The sequence below is a fragment of the Burkholderia pyrrocinia genome (genome assembly GCF_001028665.1).
GTDB lineage: Bacteria > Pseudomonadota > Gammaproteobacteria > Burkholderiales > Burkholderiaceae > Burkholderia > Burkholderia pyrrocinia.
The window spans coordinates 2,654,102-2,671,495 of record NZ_CP011503.1 but is presented as its reverse complement, the minus strand read 5'-3'; the positions used below and the strand labels follow the sequence as shown (position 1 = coordinate 2,671,495).

The 17,394-nt window shown below is 64.1% G+C and carries 13 protein-coding genes; 2 read left to right on the top strand and 11 right to left on the bottom strand.

From position 1 onward, the window contains the following. Positions 1 to 33: 33 nt before the first annotated feature. The gene (locus tag ABD05_RS12265; RefSeq protein ID WP_047900360.1) at positions 34 to 2,817 is read right to left on the bottom strand and encodes a type VI secretion system Vgr family protein; all 2,784 of its coding nucleotides are present in this window, start codon (positions 2,815 to 2,817) and stop codon (positions 34 to 36) included. 651 nt (positions 2,818 to 3,468) lie between these two features. Between ABD05_RS12265 and ABD05_RS12260 the strand changes: the two genes are divergently transcribed. Next, a complete protein-coding gene (locus ABD05_RS12260; RefSeq protein ID WP_047901180.1) occupies positions 3,469 to 3,903 on the top strand; it encodes a hypothetical protein in 435 nt (144 codons plus the stop codon). Between the two features lie 91 nt (positions 3,904 to 3,994). Here ABD05_RS12260 and ppx read toward each other — a convergent pair whose 3' ends face one another. Then, on the bottom strand, positions 3,995 to 5,509 hold the full coding sequence (gene ppx / locus ABD05_RS12255) for an exopolyphosphatase (protein ID WP_047900359.1): 1,515 nt from the start codon (positions 5,507 to 5,509) through the stop codon (positions 3,995 to 3,997). Between the two features lie 279 nt (positions 5,510 to 5,788). Between ppx and ppk1 the strand changes: the two genes are divergently transcribed. Continuing rightward, the gene (gene ppk1 / locus ABD05_RS12250; protein ID WP_047900358.1) at positions 5,789 to 7,852 is read left to right on the top strand and encodes a polyphosphate kinase 1; all 2,064 of its coding nucleotides are present in this window, start codon (positions 5,789 to 5,791) and stop codon (positions 7,850 to 7,852) included. 90 nt (positions 7,853 to 7,942) lie between these two features. On the opposite strand, the gene phoR is transcribed toward ppk1, so the two are convergent. From phoR to folP, 9 genes are all read right to left on the bottom strand, one after another. Next, the gene (gene phoR / locus ABD05_RS12245; RefSeq protein ID WP_047900357.1) at positions 7,943 to 9,262 is read right to left on the bottom strand and encodes a phosphate regulon sensor histidine kinase PhoR; all 1,320 of its coding nucleotides are present in this window, start codon (positions 9,260 to 9,262) and stop codon (positions 7,943 to 7,945) included. A gap of 57 nt (positions 9,263 to 9,319) precedes the next feature. Beyond that, positions 9,320 to 10,021 carry a phosphate regulon transcriptional regulator PhoB gene (phoB, locus tag ABD05_RS12240; RefSeq protein ID WP_027787869.1) on the bottom strand — a complete coding sequence of 234 codons (702 nt, stop codon included), beginning with the start codon at positions 10,019 to 10,021 and terminating at the stop codon, positions 9,320 to 9,322. Positions 10,022 to 10,053: 32 nt separating this feature from the next. After that, complete coding sequence (phoU, locus tag ABD05_RS12235; RefSeq protein WP_047900356.1) at positions 10,054 to 10,758, bottom strand: phosphate signaling complex protein PhoU; 705 nt, start codon at positions 10,756 to 10,758, stop codon at positions 10,054 to 10,056. An 18-nt stretch (positions 10,759 to 10,776) separates the two neighbouring features. Continuing rightward, positions 10,777 to 11,625 (bottom strand): phosphate ABC transporter ATP-binding protein PstB, encoded by an 849-nt coding sequence (pstB, locus tag ABD05_RS12230; protein ID WP_047900355.1) that lies wholly within the window; start codon positions 11,623 to 11,625, stop codon positions 10,777 to 10,779. 15 nt (positions 11,626 to 11,640) lie between these two features. Next, positions 11,641 to 12,534, bottom strand: coding sequence for a phosphate ABC transporter permease PstA (gene pstA / locus ABD05_RS12225; protein ID WP_047900354.1), 894 nt, complete (start codon positions 12,532 to 12,534; stop codon positions 11,641 to 11,643). Beyond that, positions 12,531 to 13,517 carry a phosphate ABC transporter permease PstC gene (gene pstC, locus ABD05_RS12220; RefSeq protein WP_047900353.1) on the bottom strand — a complete coding sequence of 329 codons (987 nt, stop codon included), beginning with the start codon at positions 13,515 to 13,517 and terminating at the stop codon, positions 12,531 to 12,533. The genes pstA and pstC overlap by 4 nt, the downstream gene beginning before the upstream one ends. Positions 13,518 to 13,611: 94 nt before the next feature. Next, complete coding sequence (gene pstS / locus ABD05_RS12215) at positions 13,612 to 14,646, bottom strand: phosphate ABC transporter substrate-binding protein PstS (protein WP_047900352.1); 1,035 nt, start codon at positions 14,644 to 14,646, stop codon at positions 13,612 to 13,614. 454 nt (positions 14,647 to 15,100) lie between these two features. Then, complete coding sequence (glmM, locus tag ABD05_RS12210) at positions 15,101 to 16,456, bottom strand: phosphoglucosamine mutase (RefSeq protein WP_047900351.1); 1,356 nt, start codon at positions 16,454 to 16,456, stop codon at positions 15,101 to 15,103. 28 nt (positions 16,457 to 16,484) lie between these two features. Next, complete coding sequence (gene folP / locus ABD05_RS12205; RefSeq protein WP_476577962.1) at positions 16,485 to 17,378, bottom strand: dihydropteroate synthase; 894 nt, start codon at positions 17,376 to 17,378, stop codon at positions 16,485 to 16,487. Positions 17,379 to 17,394: the final 16 nt, after the last annotated feature.

Sequence of the window (17,394 nt, the reverse complement as noted above, 5' to 3'; positions counted from 1 at the left end):
TTTCTGGATCAGTATTAGTCGTTCAAGAAGGGATCATTCCTGGCCGTTGCCTGCGCTCGCGGGCGGCTCCGGACGAAGCGCATGCAATTTCAGCGTCTCGATGTCCTCATTCTTCTGCTCGGCAACGTGGCCAAGATCATTCGTCATCCCCTTGATGCGCGTGCCGTCGCCCCGTACCAGTTCGTAGGGGTGGTTCTTCAGCACTTCGCCGGAGATGCGATCACGCAGTACATAGGGATCGTTGAATTTGGCCTGCGGCAGGCTGTTCATATGCTGCGCAATCGAACTCGGCCCCTGACGGCTGAGCGACGCCGATTTGATCGTGCGTGGGCCTTGCGTGCCATCCTCGATGCCAGCGGCAACCCATCTTGTGTACGAGCCGCCAGCCTTGATGATGATTTCGTCGGCGTCGAGCACAATGCGCTTGGCCTTCACGGTCACGTCTTTGCCTGCGTTGACGTTCACGTCGTCCGTATTGGCCGACAGCTTGATCGGGCCTTTCGCCGTGACAAAGAACGCGCCAAGTTTCTGCGCGAAGAAGCTGACCTTTTCTGCAGCCGCCACGACAAACGACTTGCCCGTTGCAACGTACGTGTTTTCGTTGCTGACGACGTTGACCTCTTTCTCAGCCACGATATGCGTCGAGCTGTCCGCGACCAGTGCAATGTCCTTCGGCGTCGATACCAAAATGTTCGGCTGCGCAAATCCGTTGGCGCTGCCCGTACCGCCACCCGCCGTCACCCCGCCTGACGTATTGCCTGACACCGGGTGCTGGATATCCTTCGACAGCGCCTTGAGCGCGTCCTGTCCTGTTTGCAGCGATTCCGCCTGAGCAATCGTGCTTGCGCTGGACAGCGACTCGACCAGCATCCCCGCCTGCTGCAACTGCGATCGCGCTTCGTCCACACCCATTTGTTCGTCGTCGTAAGCCTTCGAATGCGCACTGATGGACAGCCCCTTGCTGGCACGAACCGCACCAAACTCGTCGGCGTGCAGGACGAAACCGGCCCCCAAATACTGGCCGCGTGTGTTGTCGTCATGCTTGATCAGGTAGCCCTGCGTCAGCGCCGCATAGCTCTTGCCGGTATAGCTGACCAGCCGTGTCCCGCTTTGATTCGTAGAGTCATCGTGAACGAACGAGTTGTAGGCACCCGTCTTGCCGAACCCCTCCGACTTGAACCCGGACAGCAACGCGTTCGAATGCCATTGGGACGGCGTAGTGCCTCCATTGATACGGCCCAACACGAACGGCTTATCACAGTCGCCATTCCAGTAACCGACGATGACCCATTCACGCGCCCTCGGCACGTGAACCGCCCCATAGCCGTTCCCGGTATCAGACTGAAGCGAAGACAGCAGCGGTGAGGAATTGAAGGCGTCCGGTGGATTCTTGCGATCCCAGGCGAAATGCACCCTGATCTGGTTGCGGTCGTTCGTCCACGCTTCCGCGCCATCCGGAGTCACGACAAGCGCGTGTTCGATCGACATGACCGGCTTCGGATGATCCAATGGGCTCCGGTACTCGACGGCCGTGGGTTGCGCCTCCACTTCGAGCATGAAAAATCCGGTTGTGCCATCTGCATGACCGGGCGTATCGAACCGTTCCCGGTGAATTGCCTGTTGCTCGGCCAGCGTCGCGCGAAGACTTTGCGGAAACTCGACCGTCTGCTGGCCGATCGGCACATTGTTCTCGATGAACCATCGCGCCTCGACCACCAGATACTCTCGCTTCTTCGCATCACCGTCTTCGTGGCGGGGATGCCCGTTCAACACAAACCGCGAACCGGCATCGAGCCACCGCACGCCTCCGACGCCAAAATATCGGCTTGCTCGCGCATCCCATATCTCTACTCGCCGTCGCGCTCGCACCTCACCAGCGTCTGAGCTGGAATAGCCGTAAGCCGTCGATTCGAAGACCGTCATCGGCGCATCAGGAACGCTATGCTCAGCTTTCTGGTGGCGCTCCTCCGCGACATAGCTCGTCGCGGCAAGCCCACTCTCTACCTGAAAATTGGACGCGGGCCGCTTGTAATCAAACGCACGCGACATGTAGCGCGTGCTCTGCATCGTCTGCACCACTGCCCAATGAGCGAAACCGTCAGATTCGTTGCTGTCGTTCGCTCGGATGAATTCGACCGGTTTCCCATCGGGAAGTGTCGAGACGCGGTCAACAATGACGAGCGTCGTCTTGGGCGCGTCACCTTCGCTAACGTTTTCGTGGACCCAGTAGAAATACCAGCCCTCGGCCTCAGCCAAGCGGTTCACAAAGTGAAGATCGGATTCGCTTTGCCTGCACCACGAACGCTTGGCGGGATCAGACGACAGCGAGAAACGGTACTGTCCGCGTAGCTGCGGATACCGATCAAGCACGTCGGAAATGATCTCGCGGGCGTCTTTCTCGAGCCAGCCCTCTTCGTTGTGGGTTTTCTCAAGGAAGACCAGCGCCGATGAAAACTCGATCTGGTACGTCGAAAGGCCGCCGTTACCGCCCAAATAGGCGACCCGATGCACGAAACCGTGGACCGGACGATAGACGGGAACCGCAAAGGGAGCCGTGACTTGCTGAATCTGCAGGGTGACAGGCTGGTGCATCAGCGACAGCAGCGCAGTATCATCACGCGTCGACGCAACGTCGATCGTGTACGAGTAGTCACGCCCGATTCTGGCCGATCCGCGTGCACGCAGCGGCACCAACGCGTTCTTGCCGAGCGGCGTATCCAGCATCAACAGCCGCCCCTGCTGCAAAACGCCCTTACTGATCGCCTCGTAGAGGTCGCGAAACTTCAGGTCCCCGAGTGCGGACGGTCTGATATCCATTTTCGTTATCTCTCTCAGGTTCGACCGTCAGGGCAGCGAGACAACGACGGTCAGCCATTGCGACAGCGGTTCGCTCGCGCGATTCTATCTAAAGTCAGACAAATATTGTTCAGTTTGACAAAAGTTAGCCGAGAGCTATCGATGACCTGCCCTTTGCTTTTTCTCCCTATCGCACATTGTTGCTACCGCGCGTAGCGCAGTGCGTCAGATCAGAAAATCCAATGACCCTGAATTTTTCATAAAATCAATGACTTATGATTTTCACTGATCGCCATCAGCGTCGATAATAACGAGGACACCCGATGTGGGATCAGAGGGTCGAAAGTTCGAATCCTTTCGCGCCGACTAAAGGAATCAAGTGGTTACGGTTAATGCCGCAGCCCCTTTTCCGTTTCTGGATCCGTGAAGCAACCGCCCGGTTCGCGGCACTCCGATTCATTGCAGGGATCAATTGGGGCGTCGATGCGACAACGCGCCGGCCTCTTGCGGTATCCCAACGCCCGCGACGCATCGCTTGAACTGCAGGCACTGCAGATCGCGACCGCCAGTCAGGCTGCCGACGACACACGCATGCCAACCATGCCGCCCGCAGCCCGCGCGCGACACTTCCGGGAACACGCGATAATGCGCGTGAACAACCCGCATCCGCGCATGAAAAACAACATTCTCAAGACCGCCCTCTGCGCATCGCTGCTCGCGCTTGCGACCGCCGGCGCCGCGTCCGCCAAGGCGCTCGACGACGCGCTCGACTGTCATTCGACCGGCCACAAGTTCGTCGCGCCGCTGCTTGCCGCCGGCGACATCCAGTCGGAGCCGATGCACGTCGAATCGAACTCGGTCAACGCGTTCCGCACGAACCGCTCGCTGACGGCGTATGGCTTCGGCGTCTATGTCGTGCTCGGTTACCAGGCGAACGACCCGATCTTCCGTCCGGGCGACGGCACGCCGATCGGCGACTGGGCCTACGGCGTCGTCGTGCGCGGCACGAAGAGCTCGGTGGAGGAAGCCGTGCGCAAGGCCGGCAGCGACGCGACCGTCAAACAGGCGTTTCCGTTCCTGACCGCGATCGTCTGTTCGTCGGATTGAGCGGGCGTCAGGACGATCACGCGGCACACCTGAAGGCGCAACGCCGCACCTTCCCGCCCGAGCCCCCCTTCCGGACCCCGCAATCGGCCTGTTACGCGCCCGTATACACCACGCGATACGGAATACCGACCTTCTCCCACTCGGCGGCCTCCTGGCTGAGGCTGTAGTCGGTCAACGGGTTCTGCTCGACCCACGCGCTCGGCAGGCGCACTTCATACCCGCCCTTCTTCATCTGCGAAACGGAGATGTCCGGCAGCCCCGCATCGGTCCGGCGCCGGCACAGCAGTGCCGCAAGCCGCAGGCAGAACAGCAGCGGCCACTCGACGTCGCGCGCCTGCGACAGCTTGCCGAGCTTGCCCGCGTGACCGAGCACGAGCGCGGCGAGCCGCGCCTGGTCCGTGCGCGAAAAGCCCGGCATGTCCGCGTTGCTCGCGATATAGGCCGAATGCTTGTGATACGCGCTGTGCGAGATCGACAGGCCGATCTCGTGCAACGCGGCCGCCCAGCCGAGGAACATCCGGCCTTCCTCGCGCGCTTCGTCGTCGGCTTCGTCGAGTTCGTCGTAGAAACGCGCCGCGAGCGCGCCGATCCGCTCGGCCTGCGCACGATCGACGCCGTAGCGGCGCGTGAAGCCCTCGACGGTCACCGCGCGCATGTCCTCGTGCTGCGTCCGGCCGAGCAGGTCGTACAGCACGCCGAGACGCAGCGCACCGTCGGTCGTATCGACATAGTCGACGCCGAGTTCCTCGAACACCGCGAGCATGATCGCGAGACCGCCCGCGAGCACCGGCACGCGGTCGGGCTTCAGCGCGATCAGCTTCAGCCGGTTGACGTTCTCCGCCTTGATCAGCGCGCGCTTCAGGCGCTCGAGGCCGCCGCGCGAAATGCCGTGCGTGATGCCCGAATCGTTGAAGCCGTTCGCCTCGACGAGTTCCGCGAGCGCACGCGCGGTGCCGGACGAACCGATCGCCTGGTCCCACCCGGCCTTCTTGTACTCGCTCGAAATGATCTGGATCTCGCGCTTGGCCGCGAGTTCGGCCTGCCGCATCGTGTATTCGTCGACGTTGCCTGCCGGAAAGAACGCGCGGCTGTGGCTCACGCAGCCGATATAGAGGCTCTCCATCACGATCGGCGTGTAGTGCGAACCGATGATGAATTCGGTCGAGCCGCCGCCGATGTCGACGACGAGCCGCTTGCCGGCGCTCGCCGGCACCGAGTGCGCGGCGCCCGCATAGATCAGCCGCGCTTCTTCGCGGCCCGCGATCACTTCGATCGGGAAACCGAGCGCCGCTTCGGCTTCGCCGAGAAATTCGGCCGCGTTCTTCGCGACGCGCAGCGTGTTGGTCGCCACCGCGCGCACATGATCGGGATGGAAATCGCGCAGGCGCTCGCCGAACCGCTTGAGCGCCTCCCAGCCACGCTCCTGCGACGCGCGATCGAGCATCTTGTCGCTCGACAGGCCCGCGGCCAGCCGAACGGGCTCGCGCAGCGCGTCGACGGGATAGATCTGGCTGCCCGCCGGCGTTTCCTCGACGCGACCGACGATCAGCCGGAAGCTGTTCGAGCCGAGATCCACGGCAGCCAGCAAGTGGGGGGTTGTAACCATCAGAATGGGGCTCCGTGCGCGTTCCCCCGCGGCAGCCGGTCCGGCAACACGGGGCGATCAATCAAAGGCGACATTTTAAGCGTGGAACGCTTGCCGTTACCACGCTTCACGGGCATACACACTGCTCGATTGCATATAGCCGAAACATTTATGAGACAAATCGGTTACAGCGTAGAATTTGCCGATATAAAACCATTATCGTCATCAGCACGTCATCGTACCGTGAGAGTTTCCGAGCGTCCTTTCGAATCATCGCCTGAATCACCCCCTACTCTGCCGATGTCCGTCCGTTACCCGCTTCTCAATCGTGAACTCGGCATCCTCGGTTTCAACGAGCGCGTGCTGGCCCAAGCAGCCGATCCGCAGGTTCCGTTGCTCGAACGCCTTCGCTTCATCTGCATCACCAGCAGCAACCTCGACGAATTCTTCGAAGTCCGGATGGCCGGCCTTCAGGAGCAGATCCGCGACAACCCCGGCGCGCTGACGCCCGATGGCATGTCGTTACAGCATGCTTACGATCTCGTCGTCGAACGCGCGCAACGGCTCGTCCATCGACAGTACACGATGCTGCACGAAACCGTGCTGCCCGCGCTCGAACAGGAAGGCATCTACTTCCATGCGAGCGACACGTGGAACGACGAGCAGCTCGAATGGGCGCGACGCTACTTCCTCGACGAACTGTTGCCCGTGCTGACGCCGATCGGCCTCGATCCGGCCCACCCGTTCCCGCGCGTGCTGAACAAGAGCCTGAACTTCGTCGTCGAGCTCGAAGGCCGCGACGCGTTCGGCCGCCAGGCCGTGATGGGCATCGTGCAGGCGCCGCGCGCGCTGCCGCGCGTCGTGCGCATGCCGCATGCGCTGTCGGGCTTCGAGCACGGCTTCGTGCTGTTGAGCTCGTTCATGCAGCGCTTCGTCGGCGAACTCTTTCCGCAACTCGTCGTGAAGAGCTGCAACCAGTTCCGCATCACGCGCAACAGCGAGCTGTTCGTCGACGAGGACGAAATCACCAACCTGCGCGTCGCGCTGCAGGGCGAACTGCCCGCGCGTCACCTCGGCAACGCGGTGCGCCTCGAGGTGTCGGCCGACACGCCGACGCACATCGTGCGGCGCCTGCTCGAGGAAAGCGAACTCGGCGACAAGGACTGCTATCGCGTGACCGGGTCGGTGAACCTCGTGCGCCTGATGCAGATTCCCGATCTCGTCGACCGCCCCGACCTGAAATTCGCGCCGTTCACCGCATCGACCCCGCCCGCGATTGCGAACGCGCCGACGATGTTCGATGCGATCGACGACGGCGACATCCTGCTGCACCACCCGTACGAGAGCTTCCAGCCCGTGCTCGAACTGCTGCAGCAGGCCGCGAAGGACCCGAGCGTCGTCGCGATCAAGCAGACGATCTACCGCACCGGCACCGATTCGCCGCTGATGGACGCGCTGATGGAAGCCGCGCGCAACGGCAAGGAAGTGACCGTCGTCGTCGAGCTGCTCGCGCGCTTCGACGAGGAAACCAACATCAACTGGGCGTCGCAGCTCGAAGCTGTCGGCGCGCACGTCGTGTACGGCGTGGTCGGTCACAAGTGCCACGCGAAGATGATGCTGATCGTGCGGCGCGTCGTGCAGGCCGGCAAGGCGACGCTGCGCCGCTACGTGCACCTCGGCACCGGCAACTACCACCCGCGCACGGCGCGCCTCTACACCGACTTCGGGCTGATGACGGCCGACCAGAAGATCTGCGAGGACGTCCATCACGTATTCCAGCAGTTGACCGGGATCGGCGGCGAACTCACGCTGCACGAGCTGTGGCAGTCACCGTTCACGCTGCATCCGCGCATCATCGAATCGATCCGCGCGGAGATCGACAATGCGCGTGCCGGCAAGCGCGCGCGCGTCGTCGCGAAAATGAATGCGCTGCTGGAGCCGACGGTGATCGCCGCGCTGTACGAGGCGTCGCAGGCCGGCGTGAAGGTCGACCTGATCGTGCGCGGCGTCTGCGCGCTGAAGCCCGGCGTGCCGGGGTTGTCGGAAAACATCACGGTGCGCTCGATCGTCGGCCGCTTCCTCGAGCATCACCGGATCTACTATTTCCACGCGGGCGGCGCGGAAGACGTCTATCTGTCGAGCGCCGACTGGATGGACCGCAATCTGTTCCGCCGGGTCGAAGTCGCGTTCCCGATCCGCGAGCGCAAGCTCAAGCGGCGCGTGATCGCCGAAGGCCTGTCGGTATGTCTCGGCGACAACCAGTCGGCCTGGCAGATGCTCAGCGACGGTCACTACCGTCGGCGCCGCGCAGGCAAGACGATCCGCAACGCTCAGCTCGGGTTGCTCGCGAAGTTCTGCTCGTGAGCCTGCGGCGCGGCGCCGATCGCGCGCCGCACGGCCAATAAAAAACGCAGCCCCGGCTGCGTTTTTTATTGGCCCGTGACCGTTACGCGATCATGCCTCGTACGTGGCCGGCCGGATCGCGATGATGCGCGAGCCCGGGAACCGCGCGGTGAACGTGCTGCCGCGCCCTTCCTCGCTCTGCACGTACAGGTGCGCGTCGTGCCGCTGCAGCACGTGCTTGACGATCGCGAGCCCGAGCCCCGTGCCGCCCGTATCGCGCGAGCGGCTGCGGTCGACGCGATAGAAGCGCTCGGTCAGCCGCGGCAGGTCGGCGGCCGGAATGCCGAAGCCGCTGTCCGTGACGGAAAACACGCCCTGCGCGCCTTCGCGGCGCCACGTCACGACGATCTTGCCGCCGTCCGGCGTATAGCGGATCGCGTTCGTGACGAGATTCGCGAACGCGCTGAACAACTCCGTCTGCGCGCCCGTGACGCCGAGCGTCTCGTCGATCGAGAACGCGATGTCGTGATGCCCGTTCGACAGCGTCTGCGCATCCTCCCTCAGATGGTCGAACACGGCTCGCATGTCGATCGCGCGATCGGCCGGGGGCTTGCTCTCGCCCTCCAGCTTCGCGAGCACCAGCAGGTCGGTCACGATGTGCCGCATCCGCGATGCCTGCTGCTCCATCATGTCGAGATAGCGCGCGCGGTCTTCCTCGTTCAGCGGCAGCTCGCGCATCGTCTCGAGGAAGCCCGACAGCACGGTGAGCGGCGTCTTCAATTCATGCGACACGTTCGCGACGAAGTCGCGCCGCATCGCATCGGTACGCTCGAGCTCGGTGATGTCCTGTGTCAGCAGCAGCTTGCGGTTCTCGCCGTACGGAAACACCTGCACGGCCAGCACGTTCTGCCGCGAGCCGCCCATGCCGCGCATCACGAGCGTCTCGTCGTAATGCTGCGCATTCAGGTAGCGGACGAATTCGGGATGGCGCACCAGGTTCGTGATGTGCTGGCGCAGGTCGCGCTTCGCATCGAGGCCGAAATGAACCTCCGCAATCTCGTTGCACCACTCGATCTGGTCGTGGTCGTCGAGCATCGCGACGCCGTTCGGCGAGGCCTGGATCGCCTGGATGAAACGCGAATGCTGCTGTTCGACCTGCCGCACCTGCGCATGCCACTGCTTCGCGAGCTTGTGCAGCCGGTAGTAGATCTCGCCCCAGATGCCCGGCGCGCTCGGCACTTCACCGTAGACGGGCGCATCGAGCAGCCGCCACAGACGCTGCGTATGGAAGGTACTGAAAAAACCCTGTGCGATCAGCATCACGGCCACGAACACGAGGCCCGCGGTCGGGCCGGCGAAGACGCCGACCAATACGCCGATCAGCACGAGCAGCACGAGCGACACCAGAAAGCGCGCCCAGATGATGTTCATGATTCAGCGCCCGAAAGAATGAGCGGCATGCCGTGGCACACGGCATGTCCGGATACGTTACGCGTGCTTGGCGAGCCGGTAGCCGCTGCCGCGCACGGTCTCGATCATCGCATCGCAGCCGGCCGGTTTCAAGGCCGCGCGCAATCGTTTGATGTGCACGTCGACGGTTCGCTCTTCGACGAACACGTGGTCGCCCCACACCTGGTCGAGCAGTTGCGTGCGGCTGTGCACGCGCTCCGGATGCGTCATGAAGAAATGCAGCAGGCGGAATTCGGTCGGGCCGAGATCGAGCTTGATCTCGCTGCCTTCCGCATGCGCGGCGACGCGATGCGTGGCCGGGTCGAGACGCAGCCCGTTGATCGACACGACGTCCTCGGTCAACTGCGGCGCGCGACGGCGCAGCACGGCCTTGATGCGCGCCATCAGTTCCTTCGGCGAGAACGGCTTCGTCACGTAGTCGTCCGCGCCGATCTCGAGGCCGAGCACCTTGTCCTGCTCGTCGCCGCGCGCGGTCAGCATGATGATCGGGATGTGTTTGGTCCGTTCGTTGTTGCGCAGGTCGCGCGCGAACGCGATACCGGACTTGCCCGGCAGCATCCAGTCGAGCAGCACGAGATCGGGCAGCACGTCGCTGATCAGGTTCTGCGCCTGTTCGGCGTTGTACGCACGGATCGGGCAGTGACCGGCGTGCTGGAGATTCACCGAGATCAGTTCGGAAATCGCGGGCTCATCTTCAACGACGAGAATGTTGCTGGGCATCGGCACCTCTTTTCTTCCTGTACGTGGTGGCGTTAACTGTTGGCTTCGCGATCGAGCGTGTCGCGCGGCTGGTGCCGGACGTCCGTGCCCTTCACGATGTAGATGATGAATTCGGCGATGTTCTTCGCGTGGTCGCCGATCCGTTCGATCGCCTTCGCGATGAACAGGTATTCGAGGCCGACCGAGATCGTGCGCGGATCTTCCTGCATGTACGACACGAGCTTGCGCACGAATGCGCGGAATTCCAGGTCGATCTCTTTGTCGTCCTTGACGATCTGCGCGGCGGCCACCGTGTCGAGGCGCGCAAACGCGTCGAGCGCGCGGCGCAGGATCGTCACGGCCATCTCGCCCGACACCTTGATCTCGGCGATGTTGACCGTGCGCGCGGCCGGTTCGTCGACCAGGCGACGCACGCGCTTCGCGATCTTCTCGGCTTCGTCGCCGGCGCGTTCGAGGTTCGTAATCGTTTTCGAAATCGACATCAAAAGACGCAGGTCGCGCGCGGCAGGCTGCCTCCGCGCGATGATGTTGCCGCATTCCTGGTCGATGTCGACTTCCATCGCGTTCAGCGTTTCCTCGGCCGTGATCACCTTCTCGGCCGCTTCGCGATCGAATTCGTTGAGTGCGTGCATCGCGCCGACGATCTGCGACTCGACGAGCCCGCCCATTTCCAGCACTTTCGACGACACGGCATTCAGGTCCGCGTCGAACTGGCTCGACAGATGTTTATCCGACATGGCTGTTGTTCTCCGTCATCAGCCGAAACGGCCGGTGATGTAGTCTTCCGTTTCCTTGCGCACCGGCTTGATGAAGATCTTTTCGGTTTCGCCGAACTCGATCAGCTCGCCCAGGTACATGTAGGCCGTGTAATCCGAGCAGCGTGCGGCCTGCTGCATGTTGTGCGTGACGATCACGACCGTGTAGTCGCTCTTCAGCTCAGCGATCAGTTCCTCGATGCGGCCCGTCGAGATCGGGTCGAGCGCCGAGCACGGTTCGTCGAGCAGCAGCACTTCCGGACGGATCGCGATGCCGCGCGCGATGCACAGACGCTGCTGCTGGCCGCCCGAGAGGCCGTAGCCGCTCTGGCCCAGCTTGTCCTTCACTTCGTTCCACAGCGCGGCCTTCGTGAGCGCCCACTCGACGCGGTCGTCCATTTCCGAGCGCGTGAGCTTTTCGAACATCTTCACGCCGAACGCGATGTTGTCGTAGATCGACATCGGGAACGGGGTCGGCTTCTGGAACACCATGCCGATGCGCGCGCGCAGCAGCGAGATGTCGCGCTTCGTCGTCAGCAGGTTCTCGCCGTCCATCAGGATTTCGCCTTCGGCGCGCTGCTCCGGATAGAGCGCGAACATCTTGTTGAACGTGCGCAGCAGCGTCGACTTGCCGCAACCCGACGGGCCGATGAACGCCGTCACCTTCCCTTCGGGAATGCGCAGGTTGATGTTCTTCAGCGCATGGAACTTGTTGTAGAAGAAGTTGAGGTTGTTGACCTCGATCTTCGCGTTCAGCGGCGCGAGCGGGCGATCGTTCGCCGCGTCGTGCGTGCCGACGGGCGCTGCGGTGCGCTCGACGGGATTCAGGTGGCTCTCTGCCATATTCATCGGATTGCTCCGCCGTTACTTTTTCGAGAAGACCGAGCGCGCCAGGATGTTGAGTCCGAGCACCCCGAGCGTAATCAGGAACACGCCCGCCCATGCGAGCGACTGCCATTCCGCGAACGGGCTCATCGCGAACTTGTAGATCGTCACGGGCAGGTTCGCCATCGGCTGGCTCATGTCCCACGAGAAAAACTGGTTCGACAGCGCGGTGAACAGCAGCGGCGCCGTTTCGCCGGCAATCCGCGCGATCGCCAGCAGCACGCCCGTGATGATGCCGCCCACCGATGCGCGCAGCGTGATCTTCAGCACCATTCGCCACTTCGGCGTGCCGAGCGCGAAGGCTGCTTCGCGCAGCGCGTTCGGCACGAGCTTCAGCATGTTCTCGGTCGTGCGGATCACGATCGGAATCTGCAGCAGCGCGAGCGCGATCACGCCGGCCCAGCCCGAGAAGCGCCCCGACTTCGCGACGACGAGCGCGTACACGAACAGGCCGATGACGATCGACGGCGCCGACAGCAGGATGTCGTTGATGAAGCGGATCGTGCTCGCCAGCAGGTTCTTCTGCCCGTACTCGGCGAGATAGACGCCCGCGAGGATGCCGATCGGCGTGCCGACCAGCGTGCCGAAACCGCATAGCAGCAGGCTGCCGACGATCGCGTTCGCGAGACCGCCGCCTTCGGTGTTCGGTGCCGGCGTCGATTCGGTGAACAGCTGCAGCGACAGGCCGCCGATACCGAGGTGCAGCGTCGTGTACAGGATCCACACGAGCCACAGCAGGCCGAACGCCATTGCGCCGAGCGATGCGGCGAGCGCGATCGCGTTGACGACCTTGCGCTTGCGCTGCAGGCGCTCGCGCATCGCTTCGAGCACGGCGCCGTCCGGCCCCGGGAAATTCATGATGGGCTCGCTCATTTCTTGCCCTCTCCCTTCTCGAGACGAAGCAGCAGCAGTTTGGAGATGGACAGCACGATGAACGTGATCACGAACAGGATCAGGCCCAGTTCCATCAGCGCCGACGTGTGCAGACCCGGTTGCGCTTCCGCGAATTCGTTCGCGAGCGCCGACGTGATGCTGTTGCCCGGCGCAAACAGCGACACGCTGTCGAGCAGGTTCGTATTGCCGATCACGAACGTCACGGCCATCGTTTCGCCGAGTGCGCGGCCGAGGCCGAGCATCACGCCGCCGATCACGCCGGTCTTCGTATAGGGCAGCACGACCTTCCACATCACTTCCCAGGTCGTGCAGCCGATCCCGTATGCCGACTCCTTCAGCAGCACGGGCGTGACCTCGAACACGTCGCGCATGACCGACGCGATGTACGGGATGATCATGATCGCGAGAATCACGCCGGCCGCGAGGATGCCGATGCCGATCGGCGCGCCGGACGTCAGCGGCCCGAGCACCCACACGTCCTTGAGCAGGCGGCCGAGCGGCTTCTGGAAGTATTCGGCGAAGATCGGCGCGAACACGAGCAGCCCCCACATGCCGTACACGATCGACGGAATCGCGGCGAGCAGCTCGATCGCGATGCCGAGCGGACGGCGCAGCCACACGGGCGACAGTTCGGTGAGGAACAGTGCGATGCCGAAACTGACGGGCACCGCGATGACGAGCGCAATGACCGACGTCACGATCGTGCCGTAGATCGGCACGAGTGCGCCGTAGATGTCCGAGTTGGGATCCCACTCGGATTGCCACAGGAAGCCGAGGCCGAACTTCTGGATGGTCGGCAACGACGCAACGATCAGGGAAACGATGATCCCGCCCAGCAGCAGCAGGGTCACGATCGCGGCAAGCCGTGCGAGGCCGCCGAACACAACGTCCCCGAGACGGCTCGGCGCGCGTTGCGATGAACCGTCGGCGGACCGTGAGGACGTATAGGAAATATCAGACATGGGTGCCTGCTTTTGAGTGCCGGGCGCCGTAACGCCCGGCTTTACCGCACACACTGCCCGACCGGCGCGGCCGGGCAGTGAACCGCTGCAATGCTTACTCGGCGGCGACCGGCTTGCCCGATGCGTCCGTCACCTTCGCCTTCCACTGCTTGCGGATTTCCGTCTCGACCGTCGCCGGCAGCGAGATGTAGTCGAGGCTGTCGGCTGCCTTCTCGCCGTTCTTGAACGCCCAGCTGAAGAACTTCAGCGTTTCCGCGCCCTGTTCCGGCTTCTCCTGCTTCGCGTGCAGCAGCACGAACGTCGCGCCGACGACCGGCCATGCTTCCTTGCCCGGCTGGTTCGTCAGGATCTGGTAGAACGACTTCGACCAGTTCGCGCCGGCGGCAGCGGCCTTGAACGTTTCCGTCTTCGGCTCGACCACCGTGCCCGTCGAGTTCTTCAGCGCGGTGTAGGTCATGTTGTTCTTCTTCGCGTACGCCCACTCGACGTAGCCGATCGCGCCCGGCAGGCGCTGCACGAAGGCCGCGACGCCGTCGTTGCCCTTGCCGCCCGTGCCCGTCGGCCAGTTGACCGTCGTGCCTTCGCCGATCTTCGACTTCCACTCGTCGTTGACCTTCGACAGGTAGTTCGTCCAGATGAAGCTCGTGCCCGAGCCATCGGCGCGGCGAACCACGGCGATGTCCGTATCCGGCAGCTTGACCTTCGGGTTCAGCGCGGCGATCGCCGGGTCGTTCCACTTCTTGATCTTGCCGAGGTAGATGTCGCCGAGCACCGGGCCCGACAGCGTCAGTTCACCGGCCTTCACACCCGGGACGTTGACGACCGGCACCACGCCGCCGACCACCGTCGGGAACTGGAACAGGCCTTCCTTCGCGAGTTCGTCATCCTTCAGCGGCGCGTCCGAACCGGCAAAATCGACCGTCTTCGCGACGATCTGCTTCAGGCCGCCCGACGAACCGATACCCTGGTAGTTGACCTTCGAGCCGCCGGACTGCTGGTAGTCGGCAGCCCATTTCGTATAGATCGGCATCGCGAACGTGCTGCCTGCGCCCGTGATGTCGGCAGCTTGCGCAGCAACGGCGAAAAGCGCGCCAGCCAGGCCGGCAATCGCGGTTTGCATCAATTTCATGAGACCTCCAGTGTGTGAGCGGATGACTACGGCACCGCGAAGGTTAGGGGCTCCTCATGACGGTAATGTGACAATCGATGAAACTGGCGTGACAGTAACATGACTGGTTGAAAGGGAGTATTGGGTGCGACGCGGGCGGCGCCTGGGCGGCACCGGAACGGCGATGGCGGCAAGAATTGCCGGTCTGGCGAGGACGGGGCAGACACCCGTTTTCGGGTGCGCCGGCCGATCGTAGCGCAGCGTCTACGGTACGGGAAGCCCCTGCCCGCGATGGGCGCAATATCAGGGGTCGGAAGAAATCGTCGATCAGGCGATGCGTTGGTCGAGACGACACACTATAGGTATCGCAAACCTTTGCGTCTGACGAAATTGCGGCGCCCCGAAGGCGCCGCATGCCGATTCACCGGAGAGCCGGCGCGCGGGCGGCAGGACCGCCCCGCGCCGATACCGTGCGTCAGGTCGTCGCCGCGCGCACCGCGTCGGCAATCGTCTCCGCATGGCGGACCGCATCGGCCGCCTGCTCCGCTTCGACCATCACGCGCAGCACGGGCTCGGTGCCCGATGCGCGGATCAGCACGCGGCCGCTGCCGGCGAGCGCGGCTTCGGCTGCGTCGATCGCGGCGCGAATCGACGTGCTGCCCTTCCAGTCGGCGCCCGGCTTCATCCGCACGTTGATCAGCTTCTGCGGGAACAGCGTGACGCCATCGAGCATCTGCGCGAGCGTTCGGCCGCTGCGCTTCAGCGCGGCCAGCACGAGCAGCGCCGACACGATGCCGTCGCCGGTCGAATGCCGGTCGAGCGACAGGATGTGGCCCGAGCCTTCCGCGCCGAGCTGCCAGCCGTGCTCGCGCAACTGCTCGAGCACGTAGCGGTCGCCGACTGCTGCGCGGACGAACTTCACGCCCTCGCGCTGCAGCGCGACTTCGACGGCGAGGTTCGTCATCAGCGTGCCGACCGCGCCTTCGACCTTGCCGTCGGTCGCGATCCGGTCCTTCACGAGCACGTAGAGGAGCTCGTCGCCGTTGTACAGGCGCCCGGCCGCATCGACGACCTGCAGGCGGTCCGCATCGCCGTCGAGCGCAATGCCGAGATCGGCGTGGTTCGCACGCACCGCGCGCACCAATGCGTCGGGCGCGGTCGCGCCGACGCCGTCGTTGATGTTGAAGCCGTTCGGCGCGACGCCGATCGGAATCACGTCCGCGCCGAGTTCGTGGAACACGTGCGGTGCGATCTGGTACGCGGCGCCATGCGCGCAATCGATCACGAGCTTCAGCCCGCGCAGGTCGAACGCGGCCGGGAACGTGCTCTTGCAGAACTCGATATAGCGGCCGGCCGCGTCGTCGAGTCGGCGCGCCTTGCCAAGGCCGTCGGACGACGCGCATTCGAGCGGCTTGTCGAGCCACGCTTCGATCGCGGCTTCGGTGTCGTCGGGCAGCTTGTTGCCGTCAGCGGAGAAGAACTTGATCCCGTTGTCGTGATACGGGTTGTGCGACGCGCTGATCACGACGCCGGCCGACAGGCGCAGCGCGCGCGTCAGATACGCGACGCCCGGTGTCGGCATCGGGCCGGCCAGCATCACGTCGACACCGGCCGCCGAGAAACCGGCCTCGAGCGCGGCTTCGAGCATGTAGCCCGACACGCGCGTGTCCTTGCCGATCAGCACGGTCGGACGCGAGCCTGTCGCGACGTCGGCCGAGCTGGCCAGCACCTTGCCGGCCGCGTAGCCGAGGCGCAATACGAAATCCGGCGTGATGGGCGCCTCGCCCACCGTGCCGCGAATGCCGTCCGTGCCGAAATATCGACGTCCCATAGCGAATCTTCCTCCTTCGTCTTCTGACTTATCGTTGCCGCGCGGCTTCGCGCACGGCATTCCAGACTTTCAGTGCATCGACCGTCGCCGCGACGTCGTGCACGCGCACGATCGCCGCACCGCGCTCGACCGCGCACAATGCGGCTGCCACGCTCGCCGCGACGCGCTCCATCGGCGGCTTGCCGCCGATCACCGCGCCGAGCATCGACTTGCGCGACATGCCCGCGAGAATCGGATAAGCGCGCCCGTCGGGCCGCGCGGGCGCCGTGTCCGGCAACGCGGCCAGCAGCGCATAGTTGTCCTCGACGACCGCCTTGCCGAACCCGAAGCCGGGATCCACGCAGATCCGCTCCGGCGCAACGCCCGCGTCGCGCAGCGCCTGCGCGCGCGCGGCGAGAAACTCGCGCACGTCGGTCACGACGTCGTCGTAGTCGGGCTCGCCGACCTGCATCGTCTGCGGCTCGCCGAGCATGTGCATCGCGCACAGCCCGCAGTTGCCGTCGCGCACCGCGTCGATCGCGCCCGGCTGGCGGAACCCCCAGATGTCGTTGATCAGGTCCGCGCCGGCGGCCAGTGCCGCCCGCATCACGGCCGGCTTGTAGGTGTCGATCGACAGCGGCACGTTCAGCGGCCGCAGCGCCTCGACGAGCGGAATCACGCGCGCGAGCTCCTCGTCGAGCGGCACGGGCGGCGCGCCGGGGCGCGTCGATTCGCCGCCGATATCGAGGAGGTCCGCGCCTTCGGCGATCATCCGCTCGGCCTGGCGCAGCGCATCGTCACGCGCAAGGAAGCGGCCGCCGTCGGAGAACGAATCGGGCGTGGCGTTGAGAATGCCCATCACGAGCGGGCGCTCGAACGTCAGTGCGAAGCGGCCGCACTGGAGCGGCGCGGGAATGGATGGAGAAACAGCGAAATCTGACACGAGCGACTGGCGTGGA

Coding starts and splice junctions, on each gene's coding strand:
- ABD05_RS12265 (WP_047900360.1), bottom strand. CDS start 2,817: ATGGATATCAGACCGTCCGCACTCGGGGACCTGAAGTTTCGCGACCTC.
- ABD05_RS12260 (WP_047901180.1), top strand. CDS start 3,469: ATGAAAAACAACATTCTCAAGACCGCCCTCTGCGCATCGCTGCTCGCG.
- ppx (WP_047900359.1), bottom strand. CDS start 5,509: ATGGTTACAACCCCCCACTTGCTGGCTGCCGTGGATCTCGGCTCGAAC.
- ppk1 (WP_047900358.1), top strand. CDS start 5,789: ATGTCCGTCCGTTACCCGCTTCTCAATCGTGAACTCGGCATCCTCGGT.
- phoR (WP_047900357.1), bottom strand. CDS start 9,262: ATGAACATCATCTGGGCGCGCTTTCTGGTGTCGCTCGTGCTGCTCGTG.
- phoB (WP_027787869.1), bottom strand. CDS start 10,021: ATGCCCAGCAACATTCTCGTCGTTGAAGATGAGCCCGCGATTTCCGAA.
- phoU (WP_047900356.1), bottom strand. CDS start 10,758: ATGTCGGATAAACATCTGTCGAGCCAGTTCGACGCGGACCTGAATGCC.
- pstB (WP_047900355.1), bottom strand. CDS start 11,625: ATGAATATGGCAGAGAGCCACCTGAATCCCGTCGAGCGCACCGCAGCG.
- pstA (WP_047900354.1), bottom strand. CDS start 12,534: ATGAGCGAGCCCATCATGAATTTCCCGGGGCCGGACGGCGCCGTGCTC.
- pstC (WP_047900353.1), bottom strand. CDS start 13,517: ATGTCTGATATTTCCTATACGTCCTCACGGTCCGCCGACGGTTCATCG.
- pstS (WP_047900352.1), bottom strand. CDS start 14,646: ATGAAATTGATGCAAACCGCGATTGCCGGCCTGGCTGGCGCGCTTTTC.
- glmM (WP_047900351.1), bottom strand. CDS start 16,456: ATGGGACGTCGATATTTCGGCACGGACGGCATTCGCGGCACGGTGGGC.